This window comes from Paenibacillus sp. R-74696 (genome assembly GCF_055814915.1).
Genome location: NZ_JBPULM010000031.1, coordinates 96629 through 118424, shown reverse-complemented (window position 1 = coordinate 118424; position 21796 = coordinate 96629). Strand labels below are relative to the sequence as shown.

The window sequence follows — 21796 nt, the reverse complement described above, 5'->3', positions numbered from 1 at the left end:
GCGATGGCTCAGACGGTGCTGTTCTTTGGGGTATCAGGTATTTTGGCTTCCTATGTGGGGGCTTTCATCTATAATCTGTATGTTAGTACATCATCGTTCCCTGTCTGACCATTCTCGTTTTTCGTCTGTTTTTCCTGCTTTGAAATCGTCGGTAAACTATATCAGTAAGCTATATTAGCTTTAAAATTAGCAAATATACGGTCAATTATTACATTTCACGAAAAATACTTTGCAACTTTGTCATCTCACCCTGCTGAAATTCCTTTTGCAACAACTCATTAAATGTTTTTAGTGCACGTTGAAATTTGTTTTCTCCCAGTTCAGTAATTCTTGTATAAATTCCTCTTTTGTCATCTTCGCATACATGTCTTTCTAAAGCACCGCAGTTTTTCGCCTCCATTCTCACAATAAGTCGAGATGTGGCACTTTGACTTAAACCTACCATTTCTTGGATCTGCTGCAATCTTAGCTCTTTATCTTCTGTATTAGAAATAAAATATAAAACGTAAAACTCTTTCAAAGACAAATCATATTGTTCCACAAGCGTTTTCTCTAATTTATCATGAATAAAATTAAAAGCATCTGAAAAAGAAAACCATATATCCAAGGTATCATTGTTATTTTTCAATGTAGACCCCACCTAATCTAAGTATAGTATTACCGTATAGTTTATGCTATTGTATCAAGCTTCAACAAAACGGTCAAAACCTATACAATGCTTAAAGTGATTATTTATTGAAAATCTATTTTGGAGTTAATTCCCCCACTTGGAACACCTATCCCGTAAATCGCTGGTCTCTGTGCATATTCCTATGCCTATCAATTTATACAATTAAAAAACGGAAAAACCCAGTAAACACAGGCTTTCTGTATGTGCGTAATGTTTATAAATGATATTGATACCTAGAAATAACTACAGATATTGAGGCTGCAAATGATATTTTACATGCTTACTAGTGATAGTTCCCGTCGAAAATGTATCAACAAATGATTATTTTCGGTAGTTATATCTTAGTGATAATGCTAGAACATAATATCGAGCAATTAACTTTTCTTGTCTTGAAGACTACCTTCAATAGAATTCGCAGTTAACTTTTACACACTCACATTTTTACAAAGACTACATGCTTTCATGAACTCCTCTCCAAAACTCGTCAAACAATACCAACTGTGGTTGTGTGAATAATTTAGCATTCGACGGATTGTAATTCTTCTTTTTCGATTAATGCAACTTGAATTAATTGATTTATAAAATCTTCTCATCTATGTCAAAATAGGGGACGTTACTATTGTTAAGCTTAACAAAGACAAAATTAAGGAATAATGCCTCTTTGACTGACATTACTTTTAAAACGCTAATAAAGGAAGTTGTTTGTTCATGATTCTTACTACTAGGATCTACTTCGTTTTTAGCAAGTTTGTTCAAAGTATAAATAATGATTCATCCTCTTCAAGGTAAGGGTCAAATCCCTCTCGTATGGAAATCTCCCTTACTAATCGCTCCAGGTCAGTTCCATCCTTTGGAAGTTCTTTGTAATTCAACAATTATACATACCCCCTTTGAGTTACTTGTTTAAAGAAATATGATTTATTTTGAAGACAAAACAATCAGCAGGGCTGTGAAGGTTCTTTCCCATTATGCAGCGGAGAACAGCAGACACAAGAACGCCTACTATTTCCAAATCAATCGTATTGTATCTCCCATCGTCTTCAATTCAACCTTTGCTTATCAAACAAAAGGGAGGCGCAGGAACCAAATCGGCTCTGCTACCTCCCTACGCTCACACTCACGTCTCATAACATTCTGCCTATCTGCGGCAGATGTCTTTCATTCAAGCCTTACTCACTTTAATGAATTCAACATGTCTACACACTCGACATCCAAATCCAAGTCCAAAACGACAGAAACCTTAATTTTGTCTTTAATGATCTTATTTCTGTAGTCGCTACCCTCGGTCGTAAATGTCATAGATCGCGTAAAGTGTTGAAAACAAAGGATTTCTACGTATCGATTCGTTGTATTCCTATTACGTACTCCACATGTGTGGAGTAAGCAGTGTACACACGTATAATTATCTAATTTCGGGACGCCTAACCCAAGTTGAAGTATAAGAAAGCAATACTGTTAAGCATATTGAGACATTATCTTCATCAAAATCGTTCAGGATACTCACATTTTCTGCAAGAGGGGGAGGAATGAGCGTCAGGCGTTAGCCTGACTGTTGTTTCGATTGTTCTTATTCTCTCGACTATGCAACAAACGATGAACGCGTATCGGCAAGGCTGCAATATTGTCTCTGCTCTTGTTTTTGAGACGAATGAGCGCCAGCATTCTGCTTTGCATCGCCTGAAGTATCCCCCCTTCGCAACACGCTCGGCTTGCGCTCCCAGATGACGCAATCGGTATTGAAAACGGTGATGGCCAGATACAAGTCAGCCCGGAGCAACGGCCATGATCGAACACGCGTACGCTTTAAGAAGCCAGAATATGATCTGGTGTGGCATCGCGATTATTCGCTGCAACTCGCCAAGCAACGGTTCTCCATTAATACGCTGCAAGGCCGAATCCAAGTGCCTTTCGAAGCGAAAGGCAGGGAAGCCTACTTCGACAGTTCGTGGACGTTTGGCACGTCTAAGCTGGTGTATAAGAAGCGGAAATGGTTTCTGCATATCCCCGTGTCGAAAGACGTAGCCGTCCGCCAGCTTCGGGAGATGGTGACGTACACGTCGCAGTTGGCAAAAGCGATGACGATTGCCGTCACACCGCGAAAGGAAATCGAGACAATCGCAAGCATAGATTCCGTTGCCAAGCCTGCGGCTATGCAAGGAATGATGACCGGATCGGCGCGATGAATCTTTGTCAGAAGGGAACAGAGTACCTTCTTCCAGATGCAGGCTCAACATGACTGGGCTTGCAGGGTAGCTGTCAGTCTGCCCATCGGTAAGCGAAAGCTTGCCTGAGGATGTAACACCACGTTCTTAGGAACGCGAAAAGATCGGAGTCGCCATGACGTTCGTACGATAGGGTAGTTGCAAGCTCCCACTTCAAATGATAGTTAAGTGGGGGTCATTGACCCGACATTTATCTACCCTATAAAAAAAGAAAGAGTTACCTTGAAGCCATTAGTTCCGCTGGCTTCAGGGTAACCCTCCGTTTGTTAACCTACTTACTCTGTTGCTCCAACATTCTCAATAAAATGATTACTGCTTCCGCTCTGGTCGCTTTTGCATCGGAATTGAATTTATTTGCTCCTGTGCCTTCTATAATGCCAAGCTTCTTCATTGCTGCTACTGTGCCTTTCGCCCATGACGAGATGTCGTTGTCGTCTGCAAAGCCGGTTGCGGCATCAGATTCGACTGCAAGTCGGAGTACCCTACCGATCATTACCGCCACCTCGGCGCGTGTAATCTCGGAATCGGGGTGGAATGAACCGTCCGCATAGCCTGTTATTAGGCCTGCTTGCACCGCTTGCGCCACCGCTGTCTGCGCCCAAGCTCCGATCTTCGACGTGTCTGTGAACGTCAATGTCGTTCCTTCTCCTTGCGCCCCCAGTGCATTCATTAACATAACAACAAATTCAGCGCGCGTCACCGTCTGATTCGGCTTAAACGTTCCGTCACGATACCCATTGACGATTCCTTCACTCACTGCTTGCTGGATCATACTCTCTGCCCAATGTCCCGTAGTATCGCTAAAGTTAAGCTTTACTTCGTAGGATTTGCTTACAGCCAACACCGCATATTTTGTAAAGTGATTTACCTCTACTGAAATTTGATTGCCGCTAACCACGCCCCCGACTTCCACCCATTCCTTCTTCACTTCGTCATAGAAAAATATTGCAGCTCTTTGGTCGTTCTTAAGACTTGATGGATTAAAATTAAAGGTTAGCGTTACCGGTTTGCTGAAGTTCTCTGAGAAATTTTTCAATATCTCATAGACCGGGCTGGCTAGTAACTCTTTTTTCGTTAGAAGGTGTTGAGTGTCCAGCAATTGTTCAATCGTTAATTTCAATTCTTTGTCTGTTGCATTTGCCGGTACATCGATTTTAATCGATTCCCCCAAACTAACTTCGCCCGCCTTACCCACAGGAAGCAATAATTCACCATTCTCTGAGATTACTTTGTTATCAGTCGGTGGTGTTGGATCCAGTGCTGGTGGTGTCGGTGCAACTGCCGCCGCTCGTGTCACCGTCACCGTGTACGTCTTCGTCGTTGTGCCGTCCTCTGCCGTCACCACCGTCGTGATCGTGTTGCTCCCGACACTCAAGCTAATGTCTCCCGATGCTGCTCCGCTCGCAACGGCTATGCCGTTCACCGTCACTGTCGCGCCCGCGTCCGATACCGTCGGTGTTGCGGTGATGCTGCTCACGCCATTAGCCACGCTCGCCGTGTAGCTTGTCGTGCCAGATGCAAACACCGGGCTCAGCGTTCCGCTCGATAACGACAAGCCGCTTAAGTCAGCGTTGCTGCTTAGCGCTGCCGCCGCTCGTGTCACTTCCACTGTGTACGTCTTCGTTGTCGTGCCATCCTCTGCCGTTACCACCGTCGTGATCGTGTTGCTTCCCACGCTCAAGCTAATGTCTCCCGATGCTGCTCCACTCGCAACGGCTATGCCGTTCACCGTCACTGTCGCGCCGGCGTCCGATACCGTCGGTGTTGCCGTGATGCTGCTCACGCCATTAGCCACGCTCGCCGTGTAGCTTGTCGTGCCAGATGCAAACACCGGACTCAGCGTTCCACTCGACAGACTCAACCCGCCTAAGTCAGCGTTGTTACTTAACGCTGCCGCCGCTCGTGTCACCGTCACCGTGTACGTCTTCGTCGTTGTGCCATCCTCTGCCGTCACCACCGTCGTGATCGTGTTGCTCCCCACGCTCAAGCTAATGTCTCCCGATGCTGCTCCGCTCGCAACGGCTATGCCGTTCACCTTCACCGTCGCGCCGGCGTCCGATACCGTCGGTGTTGCCGTGATGCTGCTCACGCCATTAGCCACGCTCGCCGTGTAGCTTGTCGTGCCAGACGCAAACACCGGGCTCAGCGTTCCGCTCGATAACGACAAGCCGCTCAAGTCAGCGTTACTGCTTAGCGCTGCCGCCGCTCGTGTCACCGTCACCGTGTACGTCTTCGTTGTCGTGCCGTCCTCTGCCGTCACCACCGTCGTGATCGTGTTGCTTCCCACGATCAAGCTAATGTCTCCCGATGCTGCTCCGCTCGCAACTGCTATGCCGTTCACCTTCACCGTCGCATTGCTGTCCGACACCGTCGGTGTTACCACAATGCTGCTCACGCCATTAGCCACGCTCGCCGTGTAGCTTATCGTGCCAGACGCAAACACCGGACTCAGCGTTCCGCTCGATAACGACAAGCCGCTTAAGTCAGCGTTGCTGCTTAACGCTGCCGCCGCTCGTGTCACTGCCACTGTGTACGTCTTCGTTGTTGTGCCATCCTCTGCCGTCACCACCGTCGTGATCGTGTTGCTCCCCACGTTCAAGTTAATCGTTCCAGACGTTGCTCCGCTCGCAACGGCTATGCCGTTCACCTTCACCGTCGCATTGCTGTCCGACACCGTCGGTGTTACCACAATGCTACTCACGCCATTAGCCACGCTCGCCGTGTAGCTTGTCGTGCCAGACGCAAACACCGGGCTCAGCGTTCCGCTCGATAACGACAAGCCGCTCAAGTCAGCGTTACTGCTTAGCGCTGCCGCCGCTCGTGTCACCGTCACGGTGTACGTCTTCGTTGTCGTGCCATCCTCTGCCGTTACCACCGTCGTGATCGTGTTGCTTCCCACGATCAAGCTAATGTCTCCCGATGCTGCTCCGCTCGCAACTGCTATGCCGTTCACCGTCACCGTCGCGCCGGCGTCCGATACCGTCGGTGTTGCCGTGATACTGCTCACGCCATTAGCCACGCTCGCCGTGTAGCTTATCGTGTCAGACGCAAACACCGGGCTCAGCGTTCCGCTCGATAACGACAAGCCGCTTAAGTCAGCGTTGCTGCTTAGCGCTGCCGCCGCTCGTGTCACCGTCAATGTGTATGTGTTCTTCGACGTGCCGTCCTCCGCTGTCACAAGTATCGTGATCGTGTTGCTACCCACATTCAGGGTAATCGAACCCGATGCACTGCCGCTTGCCACCACCGTACCATTTACTGTTAGCGTTGCCTTGCTATCTCTCGCCGTCGGTGTAACCGTGATGCTGCTCACGCTGTTCGCCACGTCAGCAAAGTATTTCGTATAGTTCGTTGGGTCTTCCATAGGTGTGCCGCTTGATAACGTCAAACCGTTGTGTTTTAAAACCGAGTCATTGCCAGGCAAACGCGTCACCGTCACCGTGTACGTCTTCGTCGTACCGTCCTGCGCTGTCACCAGTACTGTGATCGTATTACTGCCCAAGTTCAAATTTACCGGGGACTGGCTGCCACTTGTCACTACCGTCCCGTTAACCTCCACCGTCGCCAAGATGTCAGACAATACCGGCTTTACCAGGAGACTAGTCACACCATATAAGTTGCCTAACGCATAGCTGATGTTGCCAGGTTCAAAATTAATGTTATAAGGAATAACACCATTCTCTTGGTAAAAAGTCAAATCACTCAAATCCGCATTGCTGCTTAGCGCTGCCGCCGCTCGTGTCACCGTCACCGTGTACGTCTTCGTCGTTGTGCCATCTTCTGCCGTCACCACCGTCGTGATGGTGTTGCTTCCCTCGCTCAAGCTAATGTCTCCCGATGCTGCTCCGCTCGCAACGGCTATGCCGTTCACCGTCACCGTCGCGCCGGCGTCCGATACCGTCGGTGTTGCGGTGATACTGCTCACGCCATTAGCCACACTCGCCGTGTAGCTTGTCGTGCCGGACGCAAACGCCGGACTCAGCGTTCCGCTCGATAACGTCAAACCGCTTAAGTCAGCATCGCTGCTTAGCGCTGCCTCCGATTGTATAATGACTCCATTTTCCCCCACCACGATAGAAGTACCGCTGGAGGAGATGACACCTATAAGTGAATCGAAGATTCCTGACGAGCGACTCGTCCACGTTATCCCGTCGCTGGAGGTCAATATCTTACCACTGTCCCCCACCGCTATATACGTACCATCGTCGTATGTGACACCTTGAAGATGAGTCCAGATTCCCGACGTGCGGCTTGTCCAAGTCACCCCATCGCCGGAGGTCAATATCTTTCCTGCTGCCCCTACCGCTACATACATGTTGGTACCGTTGCTGACGACACTAAGAAGACCAGCTGTATGTGACGGGGATGATTGATCCGTCCAAGTCACTGCATCACTGGAAGTCAGAATCGTGCCATCCACTCCCACCGCTACGAACTTACCATTGCCGTACGTGACAGCACGAAGTTCATTCGTGGTGCCTGATGTGCGAACCATCCAGGTCGCTCCATCATCGGAACTCACGATCGTTCCACTATCCCCCACCGCCACGAATTGATCAGCACCATAGCTAATGCCTCTTAACGTCTCCACAGTACCCGATCGAGACGTGTCTGTCCAAGTCACTCCATCACTTGAATTCAACACTTTGCTAGAGTAGCCCACCGCTACAAACTGATTATCGCCATAGGTGACGGCATTAAGTTGATTAGAACCTGCCCTGCGGATTGTCCAGAATGCTCCGTCATTGGAAGTCACTATCGTATCTTCTACCCCAACAGCCACATACATACTGTTGCCATAGCTCACACTACGCAGATTCTTCGGGGTACCCGATGAATGACTCGTCCAACTGACTCCATCAGATGAGCTCAATAGCAATCCACTTTCCCCCACTGCTACGAACCTATCGTCGCCGTAGGTCACGCCATTCAGTTGATTCGTGGTATTGGACGCCCTGCTCGTCCAACTTCCCCCATCATCGGATGTCAATATCATTCCATTCTTTCCGACCACTACGAACGTACTATTCCCATAGCTAACCCCATATAGAAAATTCGTGTTACCCGACACGCGAGTCGTCCAGCTCAATCCATCTATGGATGTCTGTATGATTCCATTGAACCCTACCGCTATGAACATCCCATTGTCATAGAAAACATCCGTGAGATGACCACTTTCCGGAGAGCCATTCACCCAGGTCGATCCGTCACTCGAGGTCAGTATCGTCCCACTATTCCCCACCGTCACATACTTCCCATTGCCGTAGCTCACGCTATTCAGATGAGCTACCGTGTTCGATGTCTCGCTCGTCCAACTGACGCCATCACTCGAGGTCAGTATCGTCCCGCTATTCCCCACCACCACGAACTGGCCATTGTCATAGGTGATCCCAATAAGATAATTCCAGGTACCCGACGAACGTCTCGTCCAACTTATCCCATCACTAGAGCTCAATATCTCTCCAGATATCCCCACCGCCACGTAATTACCACTGCCGTAGCTGATGTAATATAAGTGGGCTGTTGTTCCCGAAGTGCGGTTCGTCCAGCTAACACCGTCACTGGAAGTCACAATCGTTCCGTTGTTCCCCACTGCCACATACATGTCGTTCCCGTAGCCGACGGCATTCAGATTCTGACTTGTGGGCAGCGGACTTCGAATATTCCACTGATCATAAGAAGCTGCCGAAGCCAACGCAGGAATCATGCCTACCAAAATGAATAATAAGGTTAATAGGAAAAAAAATCGTCTAATCATAGTTATTCCACTCACCTATTCCTAATTAATATTGAGCTTACTTAAAAAAGTATAACAATGACAAGGAATTGAATTCTTAACGAATTCTTAACGGAATTCAAAATGTATATCTGTGCTACACTTTCATCTGGCAACCTGATATATTTTAATAAAAAGTGACAACTATGGAGAGTGACCTACCTTTGATGAATTCAGACAAAATTCTAATCGTTGACGACGAACCCGAAATCCGTCAACTCATCCGCATTCACGTCGAACATGCTGGAATGGAAGCCTTCGAAGCTGAATCAGGACATGAAGCAATAGCGCAACTAAAGGGAACTCACTTTAGCTTGATGATTCTCGATCTGATGATGGATGACCGAAACGGATTCGAGGTCTTACACTATCTACGAGAGAATGAATTGGAGCTACTAGTCATCGTGCTTAGTGCCAGAAGAAACGAAGAAGACAAGATCACCGCTCTCGGTCTTGGCGCAGTAGATTTCGTTACAAAACCCTTTAGCCCACTGGAGCTTATTGCCCGTTTACAAACCAATCTCAGACGACTACGTCCCAAAGCTCATCTCAATACCGCTGTGATTCAACTGAATAATTTGAAGCTCGATGTTGACAATCTACTCCTTATTAATCATGGAAAAAGCTTTACCTTGACCCAGACGGAGTGCGAACTCCTTCAATTGTTTATGAGAAATCCTGATCGTGTACTAACCAAAAGAGAAATCTATCAGCAAATTTGGAATCACGAAAATTATGATGATAACACGTTAAGCGTTTTTATGAATCGGCTACGCAAAAAGATAGAACCTCTCCCCTCTTCTCCTCACTATATTCATACTATTCGAAGTGTAGGTTATCGTTTTTCGGGAGATGGACTATGAAACTTCGTACAAAAATGTGGATTTTCGTCATTTTCAGTTACGTAATAAGCTTGGTTGTATTCCTCATTCTCATCAGAACAATAGCGAATGTCGCTAATGATGGATATTCCTTGCATATTCTGGACAATATTGCACATTCCGCACTGGAATCCGCGCAGGAGCAGCAAGTATTCAGTGAGCATGGAATTGAATCAGCTTTAACGCCTTTTTCAAAGGAGCATCCGAAAATCCGTTTTGAATGGATCGCCTCTGATGGCACAGCGATATACGACTCTTCCGGCATCATGAACCATTATCAATTTAAAGAACTGTTCGATCGATTTCTCGACATGAGGTATACACTATCAACCGACGGAAATCAGGTTTCACTGGCCTATGCATCAGAACAGAATGGAGAAACCTATTATTTAATAATGGGATTGCCTACCGATGCGTTAAAGCCAGGCCAAATGTATTTCTACGTTCGTTCCTTCTCCGTATATTTTATTTTTGCATTACCTATATTGGTCGCATTTTTAATACCATACATACTATCTTCATGGTATTTTCACTCTATTAATCGACGTATCCGCAAGTTAAATATGGCGTTGAATCAAGTTAATATCCAAACGAATGTAATGGAACTGAAGGATAACTCCAAGGATGAAATCGGCCATCTCACTCGGCATTATAATGACATGACTCGAAGAATACGAACGCAAGTCAATCAAATCGAACAATTGGAGAATAATCGCAAGCTCTTGCTGTCTAATTTATCCCACGATTTGCGAACACCTTTAACTATGATGCTTGGCTATGCTGAGTTGATTCGAACTGGCCATTACAAAGATGAGAAGGATCTGCAAACCAGCGCCAAAATCATTCTTCAACGCTCCCGATACATGGCCAAACTTCTTGATCAAATACTCGACGTTTCACGACAAGAAACCGATAAGCTGGAAATCCATTTCTCCTCCTATAACTTATCCGAGCTTATTCGAAAAATTGCTTCTGATTACCTTTTTGTTATTGATGAACAGGAATTGTTATTTGAGGTAGCCTTACCGGAAATGGAGGTTTTTGCATGGATTGATGCTTCATTAATCGAAAGAATGCTCCGTAACTTGCTAGATAATTCCATTCGTTATGGGAAGGATGGACACTTTCTCCACATCGAGCTGATTGAGGAAGAACAAACTGTGTGTATTGTAGTGAAGGATAAAGGTGCAGGAATTCCTCCAGCAGAACAGGAGCGAATCTTTGAACGGTTCTATCGTGTAGATCGGGGAAGAAAGGGTGAAGGCCTTGGCATCGGACTATCTATCGTAAAGGATATAGTCGAAGCGCATCAAGGCAATATTCAACTGACCAGTATCCCCTACGAGGAGACTACATTTCTCATTAAGCTGCCGAAGAACTAGATGAATCCTTAACAAACAGAGCCCATTACTGCTTCTTATGCAGTAATGGGCTCTGTTTGTTGTGCAAAGTGACATTTATTTTCTCGAGCATCACGGTTATTTATCAACTCTGTGTAATAATACGACCGACTCCACATGACTAGTATGGGGTTAGCGAATTGACTTTATGTCGGTAGAATCAAGTTTGATGCAAGACTTTCACACTCGCTTCGCTTGATTTATCATGCTTTTCATTATCAAAAATTTATCAGCAGTTTAGCACCCTGCACTACCTGTTTAATTGTTGTTGTAAAACCATTGCTCGACCAATTCTCTCCTCTAGGAGCAGATCCCATGTATCTAGACATTTATTAAAAATGAGTGAATCATGGTCCTTGGATTGCTCATATAGTCTGATAAGCAGCTCGATAGCCTCTTCTATGTCATGACTAAACCGATATGAGAAATCTTTCCCCTTATTCTTATGGTTTACAAATGCATCAAACAAGTTAAAGATGATCTCTGAAAAACCGAGTAAATTCCCCTCATACTCTTTAAGCCTGTGTACTATCATTGATGAATCAGTAAATGCATCCGATCTAAGATACTGCTGAATTAACTTGATATTTGATGAATGGTTCATAATATCGAATCTAAACATTCCTGATAGTTCTTCGGAAAGCTGCTCGCCGTCACTTTCAATTAATTGAGACAATAAAACATTGCATTTCTCCAATGTCTCAGAACTCTCCAAATGCTCTATTGAGAATTGAACGATACCCTTTTTCTGATCAATTGTTCCCGACAAACATTTCTGAAGTTCCTCTTCAAAAAAACAATACAACACCCAGAAGCCTGTTACAAATTCAGCACCCTGACTGACAATTTCAGCATCGTCAGACTCAAGCATTGAATGAATAATAGTTGCAATTGTTGAGAAATGTGTCCTTATGGTATGGGATATAAAACGCAATCCATACCTTGACATAACTACTCTCAAATCACCCTCAACGGCCTTTTTAAACCATCGAACAGCTAAGTCTCTATCTAAATTTAGTACTGGTAACAATGTACATAAAGCAGCCATTCTAACAACAATGTGCTGATCAGTCACTAAGGAAGCAATTGTTTTTTCAAAAAACTTTAATAACGTTCCATTATTCCATAAAACATTAGCAATAGCTTGAGCGGCTGTTACTCTAACACAACTAAGACCACTTGTAAATATATCTTCAATCTTAGCGTTTGATAAGATACCATCCCATTTAGAGTCATGTACGTTCAATTCATTGGGTAACGGATCTTTATGAAATATAGCAAGCTCAGATAACTTATTTAGAATCCTTTCAGGCCAGTCGTCTTCATTTCTCTCCATAATTAGCCTACAAAATGAGATCGATACATTATTATCTTCAAAGTTCTGATACTTTTCAATAAATGCTATTACATTTTCAATAGGAGCAGCTCTCCATAATTCGCTACCTTCCCCTTGATTTTCAGAATTATTTTGGGTCAATTGTGCGGCAATTAGAATTGCTGAAATATATTGAGGATGCACACGATCTGGGAATTGAAGAGCAAGATTTACAAATCGAGTCGGATTTGCTTTAGATGCCTTTTCTAGACTACTTGAGAACTGCCAAATAGAAGACTCAAGCCACCCTCCGTCTCTGTGTGTATTTCTCCGCGAAAAATGACTATCATATGGTATTTTGTCATTTGAGATAATTTGTAACCATGCTCTGTCACTTATACGATCTAAGTTTTTATCTAAAGCAGACCCAACAATACCTCCCGAAACTCCAGTTCTACCCATTAATTCCACATCTGTTCTATCACTGAGTCTTCGCTTTAAAACTGATAACAATTCTTTTGTATTTGTGGACATGCGTTCCATTGACAATTTAGAGATTAATAAATACTGTGGTACTCCCCAATAAGTATAATAGTTACATCCTTCACTTTTTCTACGATAAGGTAGAACTCTTCTCGCTTTATCCAATTCATTTCGTTCATGAAAGTGAGTTACTAATTGTTCTAAATTCATCCCGAATAAATTGATACTCTGGGTAATTCAATTTCTTTCTCAATAGTTTTTGTAAGTAATAAAACTTCAAAGGCTTTCTTGAATTAACCTTACCTATTGATCTGAAGTTATCAATAAATTTAAAGAAGTTAATTGGCCACTTTGAAAAGATAAAGATAGCCTTTTCGACATTATTATTGAATCTTTGATTATCTTCGTGTAGTCCAACAAATTGTTCAGCAACAATTTTAAAATAACTCCACTGACTCATCACGCTAGCTAAAAATAACACATTTAAAAATGACATCGAATTCAAGACCTTAAGTTTGTCTGGTAGATCAATCTCCCTGTAAAACCTCTTATATAAATAAGCACTGAAGTCAGTTGATTCCGCATGTATCACTTCTGATTTTCCAAAAGAAAACCCACATTTGCAAACTAGTAATTCTTTTCTATACGGGTCGATTTTCTCACCACAATTATCACATTTTTCCACCAATAAACAATTATGGAGAGGGCAAATAACGAAGAACGACATCTCCCATATATCCCTATGATAGGGCTTTTCCCCAAGACACCTCGGGCAAATTCTTTGTACAAGAGTACATGCAGCATATCTCCAGAAATGATGTCTAATACTCGCGGGTAATTCATTATAAGAGTGCTCAATCTGATGAAAAAGTATTTTACTATCAAGTTCACGTCCAACATAGGAAATCAGAATGGTTAAATTAAGATCATCATCTGGCATGAGCATGTTCTTAGGATTATTGTATATCATTATACCCGAGCTCCTATACAGCACCTTTGGATCTGACAAATAGTTTTCATTAGATACCCTAGTTATAAAACCTCTCATACTTTCATCGTCAAACATCCGAGGCCTTATGGTTAAATGTTCCATTATTCCTCCATTAGCATTCATAAAACATCATATATAGACACAATCCATTATCTGATATTTAGCATATTATCATTTGACTAATTCGAACCGACTCTTATATAATTGATCAACAAAAGCCAGTAGAATCAAGCTTTTAAAGCTACTGGCTTCTGTTTATTGATATCAAACATGTACCATAAAAAAGTCATCTATAAGTACAATCGCTATCATTTATAGACATTACTCACACTGTATTTACTGGGGTCATTTCAGTGGATAATCATCATCTAAACCTTATAAGCCCGCATCGCCTTGCGCAGCTCTTTAAACGTCGGCCGTTTGCCGTACATCAGGACGCCGGTGCGATAGATTTTCGCTCCCAGCCAGCCGAAGATGTAGATCGATACGAACAAAATGCCCAAGGACAGCAGCACCTGCCATACTGGCGGGTTCGTCAGTCCAATTCGCAGCATCATGACGAATGGCGAGAAAAACGGCACAAAGGAAGCGACTTTCACCAGCATGGTGTCCGGATTTGAAATGCTGAACGTGCTAATGTAGAAGCCTGCCAGCGATAAAATCGTAATCGGCATAACCGCCTGGGCCAAATCCTCCGTCCGGCTCACAATGGAGCCAATCGCCGCATATAGCATGGCATAAAGGAAATAGCCTGCCAAGTAGTAGATGACCGCATACACAATCAGCGACGGATTAATTTGATTGAAATCAATATTCCAATTCATAAACGCATCTTTATTTTGCGGCATCGATAAATTAATGATCATCACGGCTCCATACAGCACCAGCTGGAACAAGCCAACAAGGAACATTCCGAACACCTTTCCAAACATTTGCGTCAGCGGGGATACGCTAGTAATGAGAATTTCCATAACCCGCGAGCCTTTTTCCGATGTAATTTCTGTCGCAATGAGCTGCCCCGTCACCATAATAACAAAGAACAGCATAATGACAATAATCGATACAAGTCCCATATTGACCGCCTGCTGCTCAGGCGACAGCCCTTCGGCATTGGACCCTGCTCCCGCTTCCGCAGCAATTTGCATCGTCTCAATCGAAACCGGCGCGAACAGCTGCACCTTCTGCTCCTCGCTCAGCCCGGCTTCCTTGAAAATCATTTCGGTGCGTATGTTTTGCAGCGCCCCCTGCAGCGAACGTGTTGTGGATTCATCCAGCAGCTTCTCGGATTTATACGTTACAGCTGGCAGGCCGTTTGCCTGAACGTCGCCAAAGGTCAAATACCCTTTAATTTTCTGATCGATAATGCCCTGCTTAAGTGCTTGCTCATTGCCCGCATCACTACCCGTATCCGCAAAATCAACCAGTATCACATTCGGCTGCTCCTGCTGCGTGTAGTAGACTTTGAGCTGCTCGGCAAGCTTAGTTCCCTCGGCCGCGCTGCCCGCTTCCGACTGAATATAGCCGATGGAGGCCGTTTTTACACTGTCATTGTTAAACAGAGAAATCAGATAAGGCAAATTAGTACCAATCGTAATAATGATTGCGAAAATCAATGTCATAACTAGAAAGGATTTTGTCCGAAACTTATTGCGAACAGTAAAGCTGACGACTGTCCAAAAATTACTCATGCTTTTCACCCACCAATTTTATAAAGATTTCGTTTAAGGTTGGCTCCATAATCTCAAAGCGCCGAACTTCCGTCTGCTCCATCGCATGGCGTAAAATAAGCCCGCCCGCCGCTTCGTTCTCAATTCGAAGCTCGTATCCCGATTCATTGCGCTGCACATTCGTTACGCCTTTCAGCGTCTCCAGCCCCTTCACGGTGCGCTCGGTTCCCAGCATGACGCGCTCGCGTGGATACTGCCCCTTGAGTTCCTTAAGATTGCCTTGCAGTACCGCGTTCGAGCGGTGCATGATCGTAATATTGCGGCACAGCTCCTCCACATGCTCCATGCGGTGTGTCGAGAACAGCATAGTCGTTCCTTCTTCACGCAGCTCCTTCACCGCCGCCTTCAGCAGCTCCACGTTCACGGGATCAAGCCCGCTAAAGGCTTCATCCAAAATGACGATTTTCGGCTTATGGATGACCGAGGCAATGAACTGAATTTTTTGCTGGTTGCCCTTTGACAGCTCCTCCAGCTTCTTATTGTAATATTCCGGCACTCCGAATTTTTCCAGCCAATACTTTAGGCTTTGATCGGCATCCCGCTTCGACATCCCCCGCAGCTTCGCCAAATACAGCAGCTGGTCACTTACACGAACACGCGGATACATGCCCCGCTCCTCCGGCAAATAACCGAGCATTTGCAGCTGATTATGGCTGTAAGGCTTGCCGTTATATAAAATTTGGCCCCCATCGGGAAAAATAAGTCCCAGCACCATTCGCATCGTCGTCGTTTTGCCTGCGCCATTCGCACCTAGCAGGCCGTAGATTTCGCCTTCTCCTACTTCTAGACTAATGCCATTTACGGCTGTTTTATCGCCATATTGCTTATAAATTTGTTCGATTTTTAATGGGTTCATCGTCGTATCCTCCTCGTTATTATGCTCTAATATGCTGTCTGTCTTGTTCAATTAATACGGCCAAAATATCATCAAGGTCGAGCGTCTGCCGCCCCATGATCTCGATGCTCGCCTGCTCAAGCCAGCGCTCGGTTTCCAGTGCCTGCCGCGTAATGATTCGCATATTTCCGCCGCCTGCATCCTCCATTATGCAATCGCCGGGGATACTCTTGACATCAATACCATCAAGCTCGCTGCCACTCACATAAAACATATGCCAGCTGCTGAGCAGCTCATCCTTCTCGTACATGCCCAGTATGCGGCCCTGCGACATAAAGACGATATAATCCGCGAGACGCTTTACCTCATCCACAATGTGGGAGGCCATAAGAATCGTGCGCTCTCCATCATTCATATAATTGTGCAAAAAGCTCATCATGCTGCGCCAAGCAAGCGGATCGAAGCCAGAGGATGGCTCGTCAAGGAGCAGCAGCTCGGGGCGATGGGCAAGCACAAGCGCGAATTCATATTTGCGCCTCGTCCCTTTGGACATTTTGCCAAGCTTAATGCTGTCATCTACCTCGAATATCCGTAAAATTTCACGATACAGGTTCACATCCCAATTCGGATACCATTTTCGCACAAAGTCCGTCTTGTCCGAGGCTCTCAGCCTATTCTCATGGCTGCCAAACAGCTCAGGCACATAGCCGATTTTGTTCTTCCAGCCAGTATCTTTATGGTCTGCGATGGAATGGCCAAGCATGCTAAGCTCGCCTTTATCCGGCTTGATCAGACCCAGCAGCATTCGGAAGGTCGAGCTTTTGCCCGAGCCATTCGGACCGACAATTGCGGTGACGCAGCCCTTCGGCACTTCCAATGAATAAGGTCCCAGCTGGAACCGCTCATGCCGCAGCTCTACTTCGTGTATTCGAATAGCAATATCGTTGCTCATGACTTGCCCTCCCTCTAAGCATGATCCTTAAAATGCTTCTCCAGCTGCTCGCGAAAAATCCGTTCCAGTTCCTCGCGAGAGCACTTCACTCGCTGTCCCGCTGTAATGGCCGTCTCGAATGCTTCAACGACAGCATTTAGCCGATAGCGGTCACGATCACCCTGCTCAACCGCAGCAACGTAGGTTCCCGTTCCCTGTCTCGTTCGCAGCAGCCCTTCCGACTCCAGATCCTGATAAACCCTACGAACGGTAATGACACTGCATTTCAACGATTGCGCGAACTCCCGAATAGACGGAAGCAGCGTTCCCTCGGCCACTTGTCCACTAACAATCAGCGCTTTCAGCTGTACTTCTATTTGGTAATAAAGCGGTTCTGCGCTTTGCTCATTAATTTGAATCGGCAGCCACACGGCTTCACCTTCTTTGCTTGATTACTGAATGTCTTGGTTTAAAAGCTTCGTGTTTCCAAACGGCGTTTAAGACTCATATAGCTGACGGCAATTCCAACAATACTTATCAATAGTCCGATTAACAAATACCACCACTCGCCATTTTCCATTCCTCTTAACAAGCTTTGGACAATCGAAATATCATTGACACTAAGCAAGAAGGTAAGCAGCAGATAAAAAATGCAGTATAAGAAACAAACGATCATATACGTTTTTCCGCTGTAGCCGTATTCCCAAATGGCATAGGTTGCTGCCATGCCAAGTGAATATAGAAACCAGAATAGTCCGAATAAAATATAAGCGCCTGGAGAAATCGTCTCTTTCATCCCATCGACCAAAAAATACTGAAGGAGGAAAAAAATAATCTGCATAGGAAGCAGTATAACAACGATTTGCATCAGCCTTCCCCAAATCAACTGAGGCAGCGGTATCGGCAATATGCGCCATTCAGCCAGCTTCCCGCTAAAGGTATCATTACGCCAATAGAACATATTCGTATGGCTTAGCACAAAGCCTAGACAAGGAAGCGTCGTGAGAAAAACAAAATCAATGGCCCAATACTCAGCTGCCAAAACCAGCGGCTCATCTAGACGGAAGAGCATACCTCCGATAATTGCCATATATAAAGCTAAAAAGAGCGAGCCTAGAAAACCCCAACGAGTCTTCCGCAATTCGTAGATTAAAATATGACATGCCCCTTGCCACATACTCACAAGTTTTCCTCCTGTCACTCTGTATACTGTATATATCTTTATACACAGTATAAACACACCTCTTTTCGTTGTCAATCCATCGACAGCAAATTTTTATAAACCTGCTTCACCCAGACCATCCAGCAGCGGCAAAACAAAAAAAAGCCTTGTCCATGAGCTTATTAGGCTCTGGCCAAGGCTTTGCTTCTTTCAATTTATATGTTGTTGATTTAGAAACGTGCTGCCGCTGCTTTCGCTTCTTCAATTGCATGCGCTACAATCGCTTCCGCTTCATTTGGCATCTGGTTGTGGCCTTCTGCAATAACGATTTCGAAATTCGTTACGCCGAAAAACTGCATAATATTGCGGACATAATTGAGGGACATTTCAGCTGCCGCTGCTGGACCTTCGGAGTATACGCCGCCTCTTGCATTGAGCAGAGCAACCTTTTTATCAGGAATAAGACCAACTGGGCCTTGCTCGGTATATTTAAATGTTTTGCCTGCTTGGTAAATGTAGTCAATATAAGTGTGCAGCACAGCAGGAATCGTCAAATTCCACAGTGGGAAACCGAAAACAACTTTGTCCGCCGCAAGAAATTGATCGATATATTTGCCGGAAACGTCAACCGCTACTTGCTCTTCAGGTGTCAGCTCATAGCCGCGTGGCGCTTTGAAATTGCCGTTAATCATATTGGCATTCATATACGGAAGCTCTTCTTGGAACAAATCCAGCTCCGTAACGACATCATTCGGATGTGTTTCTTTATAAGAATCGAGAAAAGCTTGATAAAGCTTTACGCTAACCGCTTGGTCTAATCCACGATCATTTGCTTTTACAAAAAGTACAGTACTCATAATAAATATTCCCTCCGTAAAAAAGCGCTCTATGCGGGCAGCTTCTCTATTGTGTATTTGTGATAAGCTTTATTTTACAAGCCTTCTGCTCACAAAACATCGGCCAATAGCATGAAAGTCGCCAGCTTGGAGGCGCGGAGGGCTTAGGTCTAGCCTTACGCCTCTGGGCCCAAATAATGAATGCCGCGCAGCGCAGCTTGTGTTCGATCGGTTACATCAAGCTTGCTAAGAATGCTGCTGACATGCGTTTTCACTGTTTTCTCAGCAACGACTAATGCCCGGGCAATATCTTTATTGCTGCTTCCTCTCATCAATTGCCTAAGCACCTCCATTTCACGGGGTGTCAGCGAAGCGAAAGCTATTTGATCTGACTTGGAGCGTGATGAATCGCGTTCCGACTCTACCTGCGGGGGCGAATGAAATAAGCGATCCTCTGTCCCATCGAGCCGGGAAGAGGCTGCTCCCGTACCGATTAACACACTGGTAATATCGGGATGCAGCTGAATATTGCCTTTATAAGCGCTGCGTATCGCCTCCGCCAGTTGATCCGGTGCGACATCCTTCAGCATGTAGCCAATCGCCCCCGTCTGCAGAGCAGGTACAATGTGGCTGCGGTCTGCGAAGCTGGTCAGCACCAGCACTTTTATCGCTGGATGCTGCTCGGCAATGATTCGGCTTGCCTCTATGCCGTCCATGACAGGCATTTGCAAATCCATCAAGATCATATCCGGCTGCAGCTCGGCCGCTTTCTCCACCGCTTCCTGTCCATTGGCTGCCTCCCCGACAATTTCGAAATCCGGCTGCAAGCTTAGAAAAAAAGCAATGCCCTTCAAAACAATTTGATGATCGTCAACGAGTAAAAGCTTAATTTTCACCGCTTACCCTCCCTCCTCTACTGCCAGCGGTATACTTGCCCGAATAATGGTTCGCTGCCCCAGCTCGCTATGAATAATAAATTCGCCGCCGAGCGCTTCTGCTCTTTCCCGCATAGACAGCATTCCCATCGTCTGTCCGTGCAGCTCTTTAGGCGAAAAGCCCCGCCCATGATCCTCGATCTCCAGCGATACTGCCCGCTCCGATTTCACCAGTCGAATGTAGGCCTCATTCACGCCTGCATGCTTTCGAATGTTGTTGAGCCCTTCCTGGCCAATTCGCCACAGCCCTTCCTCCAGCGTTCGGGGCAGCTCCTTCAGCCCTTCTGCCTTCGTATGTACGGTAAGCTCCATCCTTTCGCCGTATTGCTTAAGCGCAGGCAGCAGCCCATTCTCCAGGCCAGCGGGATGCAGCTGCCAAATAAGGGTACGCATCTCGCCGAGCGTCTCCTGCGACAAGCTGGCAATTTCCTGAAGCGAGCGCTCGACAATCGGCTCTTTCCCGCCAAGCAGCTTTTCTGCCCCTTTCGCGATAAAGGACATCGAAAATATTTTCTGCATCACCGAATCATGTAAATCCCGTGCCATTCGGATTCGCTCCTCCATGCGGGCAAGCTCCCTACGCTGCTCAATTACTCTCAAATTATCAATGCTGAGCGTCAAATGCTCGCCGAGCGCATACATAAACTCCTCATGATAATGATCGAAATGCCCATTATCCATACTGCTAATGAACAGAACACCATACGGACAGCTTCCCCTTCGCAGCGGAATCGCCACGGCCGATGAGAATGCCTTTAGACCCGTAGCTGTTAGCGGCACAACCGCTTCCTCCTTGCTATCCGCAACAACGACGAGACGATTATGGTGAAACGCTTCGGCAACAAGCCCTCCATTTCCACAATCGAGCTGCTGCCAGCCTTCCCTCGTCTGCCGTCCATCGTAATTGGCACGAAGCGAGAGCTTGTCCTGCTCATAGACGAATAAAGCAATTTGCGGCCAGTCGAACGCTTCAGCGATATGTTCTACCGCTTTAAGTGGAAGCTCGCTAATGTCCTGCACGGCATGAATTCGGGTAATGACGTCGCCAAGCTTTGCATAGAGCAGCGCACTTCGCTCCTGCGCCTGAAATAGGCGGATACGCTTAATCGCTGTTCCTATCTGGTAGGCAACCGCCTGCAGCAGAGCCAACTCCTCATTCGAAAAAAACTCCTTGCCCGCCTGGGCTGCATTCAGCAGTCCAAAGCTCTCCGTGCCTGCTTTCAGCGGCACCGTCGCATGATGCGTCAAGCCGCCTTTATCGCCGGCGTTGTATTCCGCAGCATATACGATTCGCGAGCATTCAATGATGTTGACCGCGCGATTCAGCTTGTTCTGGCGATAGCTTTCGGTGCACCAGCAGCCTTCTCCGCACATCGCGGCATTATCGTTTGCTGCAAGTGTTGAGGGGAGATTTTGCGCGGCCGCACATATGCTGTCTGAATGCTCATCGAGCAAGAAAATCCAGCCTGTTGTAAAGCTCGTGACCTCAAGAAGCTTCACCAGTACCGCATTCAGCATGACCTTCATATCATTCATCGAATTGAGCATTTCGGCAATTTCCTTGAGCGCCGCCAGCTCATCTGCGTGAATTTCTCTGGACAAAGGAAATCCCCCTTTAATACAGCAAAGCCG

General features: G+C 45.9%; 15 protein-coding genes. 3 read left to right on the top strand and 12 right to left on the bottom strand.

The features are described from left to right. Positions 1 to 208 precede the first annotated feature (208 nt). On the bottom strand, positions 209 to 628 hold the full coding sequence (locus ACSR9A_RS15605) for a MarR family winged helix-turn-helix transcriptional regulator (RefSeq protein ID WP_473758136.1): 420 nt from the start codon (positions 626 to 628) through the stop codon (positions 209 to 211). A 1763-nt stretch (positions 629 to 2391) separates the two neighbouring features. On the opposite strand from ACSR9A_RS15605, the gene ACSR9A_RS15600 reads away from it, so the two are divergent. Then, a complete protein-coding gene (locus ACSR9A_RS15600) occupies positions 2392 to 2853 on the top strand; it encodes a hypothetical protein (RefSeq protein WP_473758134.1) in 462 nt (153 codons plus the stop codon). 310 nt (positions 2854 to 3163) lie between these two features. Here the strand turns inward: ACSR9A_RS15600 and ACSR9A_RS15595 are convergent, their stop codons facing one another. Beyond that, entirely contained in the window at positions 3164 to 8650 is a 5487-nt protein-coding gene (locus ACSR9A_RS15595) for a cadherin-like beta sandwich domain-containing protein (RefSeq protein ID WP_473758133.1), read from the bottom strand. Between the two features lie 185 nt (positions 8651 to 8835). On the opposite strand from ACSR9A_RS15595, the gene ACSR9A_RS15590 reads away from it, so the two are divergent. Further along, positions 8836 to 9531 (top strand): response regulator transcription factor, encoded by a 696-nt coding sequence (locus tag ACSR9A_RS15590; RefSeq protein ID WP_473758420.1) that lies wholly within the window; start codon positions 8836 to 8838, stop codon positions 9529 to 9531. Further along, positions 9528 to 10931: a sensor histidine kinase gene (locus tag ACSR9A_RS15585; RefSeq protein ID WP_473758132.1), complete on the top strand. Its 1404-nt coding sequence runs from the start codon at positions 9528 to 9530 to the stop codon at positions 10929 to 10931. Before ACSR9A_RS15590 ends, ACSR9A_RS15585 begins: the two co-directional genes overlap by 4 nt. Before the next feature lie 268 nt (positions 10932 to 11199). Here the strand turns inward: ACSR9A_RS15585 and ACSR9A_RS15580 are convergent, their stop codons facing one another. The 10 genes from ACSR9A_RS15580 to ACSR9A_RS15535 all read right to left on the bottom strand — a co-directional run bounded on the left by ACSR9A_RS15580 (position 11200) and on the right by ACSR9A_RS15535 (position 21766). Next, the gene (locus ACSR9A_RS15580; RefSeq protein WP_473758131.1) at positions 11200 to 12912 is read right to left on the bottom strand and encodes a hypothetical protein; all 1713 of its coding nucleotides are present in this window, start codon (positions 12910 to 12912) and stop codon (positions 11200 to 11202) included. Between the two features lie 10 nt (positions 12913 to 12922). Further along, positions 12923 to 13840: a TniQ family protein gene (locus tag ACSR9A_RS15575; protein WP_473758130.1), complete on the bottom strand. Its 918-nt coding sequence runs from the start codon at positions 13838 to 13840 to the stop codon at positions 12923 to 12925. A 266-nt stretch (positions 13841 to 14106) separates the two neighbouring features. Further along, positions 14107 to 15426, bottom strand: a complete 1320-nt coding sequence (locus tag ACSR9A_RS15570) for an ABC transporter permease (RefSeq protein WP_473758128.1) — start codon at positions 15424 to 15426, stop codon at positions 14107 to 14109. Beyond that, positions 15419 to 16321 (bottom strand): ABC transporter ATP-binding protein, encoded by a 903-nt coding sequence (locus tag ACSR9A_RS15565; RefSeq protein ID WP_338554753.1) that lies wholly within the window; start codon positions 16319 to 16321, stop codon positions 15419 to 15421. Before ACSR9A_RS15565 ends, ACSR9A_RS15570 begins: the two co-directional genes overlap by 8 nt. Before the next feature lie 19 nt (positions 16322 to 16340). Next, entirely contained in the window at positions 16341 to 17252 is a 912-nt protein-coding gene (locus ACSR9A_RS15560; RefSeq protein ID WP_473758126.1) for an ABC transporter ATP-binding protein, read from the bottom strand. A gap of 14 nt (positions 17253 to 17266) precedes the next feature. After that, complete coding sequence (locus tag ACSR9A_RS15555; RefSeq protein WP_473758124.1) at positions 17267 to 17662, bottom strand: GntR family transcriptional regulator; 396 nt, start codon at positions 17660 to 17662, stop codon at positions 17267 to 17269. 38 nt (positions 17663 to 17700) lie between these two features. Beyond that, positions 17701 to 18414: a hypothetical protein gene (locus tag ACSR9A_RS15550; RefSeq protein ID WP_473758123.1), complete on the bottom strand. Its 714-nt coding sequence runs from the start codon at positions 18412 to 18414 to the stop codon at positions 17701 to 17703. 209 nt (positions 18415 to 18623) lie between these two features. Further along, on the bottom strand, positions 18624 to 19250 hold the full coding sequence (locus ACSR9A_RS15545) for an FMN-dependent NADH-azoreductase (RefSeq protein ID WP_473758122.1): 627 nt from the start codon (positions 19248 to 19250) through the stop codon (positions 18624 to 18626). Positions 19251 to 19405: 155 nt separating this feature from the next. After that, positions 19406 to 20125 (bottom strand): response regulator, encoded by a 720-nt coding sequence (locus ACSR9A_RS15540; RefSeq protein ID WP_473758121.1) that lies wholly within the window; start codon positions 20123 to 20125, stop codon positions 19406 to 19408. A gap of 3 nt (positions 20126 to 20128) precedes the next feature. Continuing rightward, complete coding sequence (locus ACSR9A_RS15535) at positions 20129 to 21766, bottom strand: GAF domain-containing sensor histidine kinase (RefSeq protein WP_473758120.1); 1638 nt, start codon at positions 21764 to 21766, stop codon at positions 20129 to 20131. Positions 21767 to 21796 lie beyond the last annotated feature (30 nt).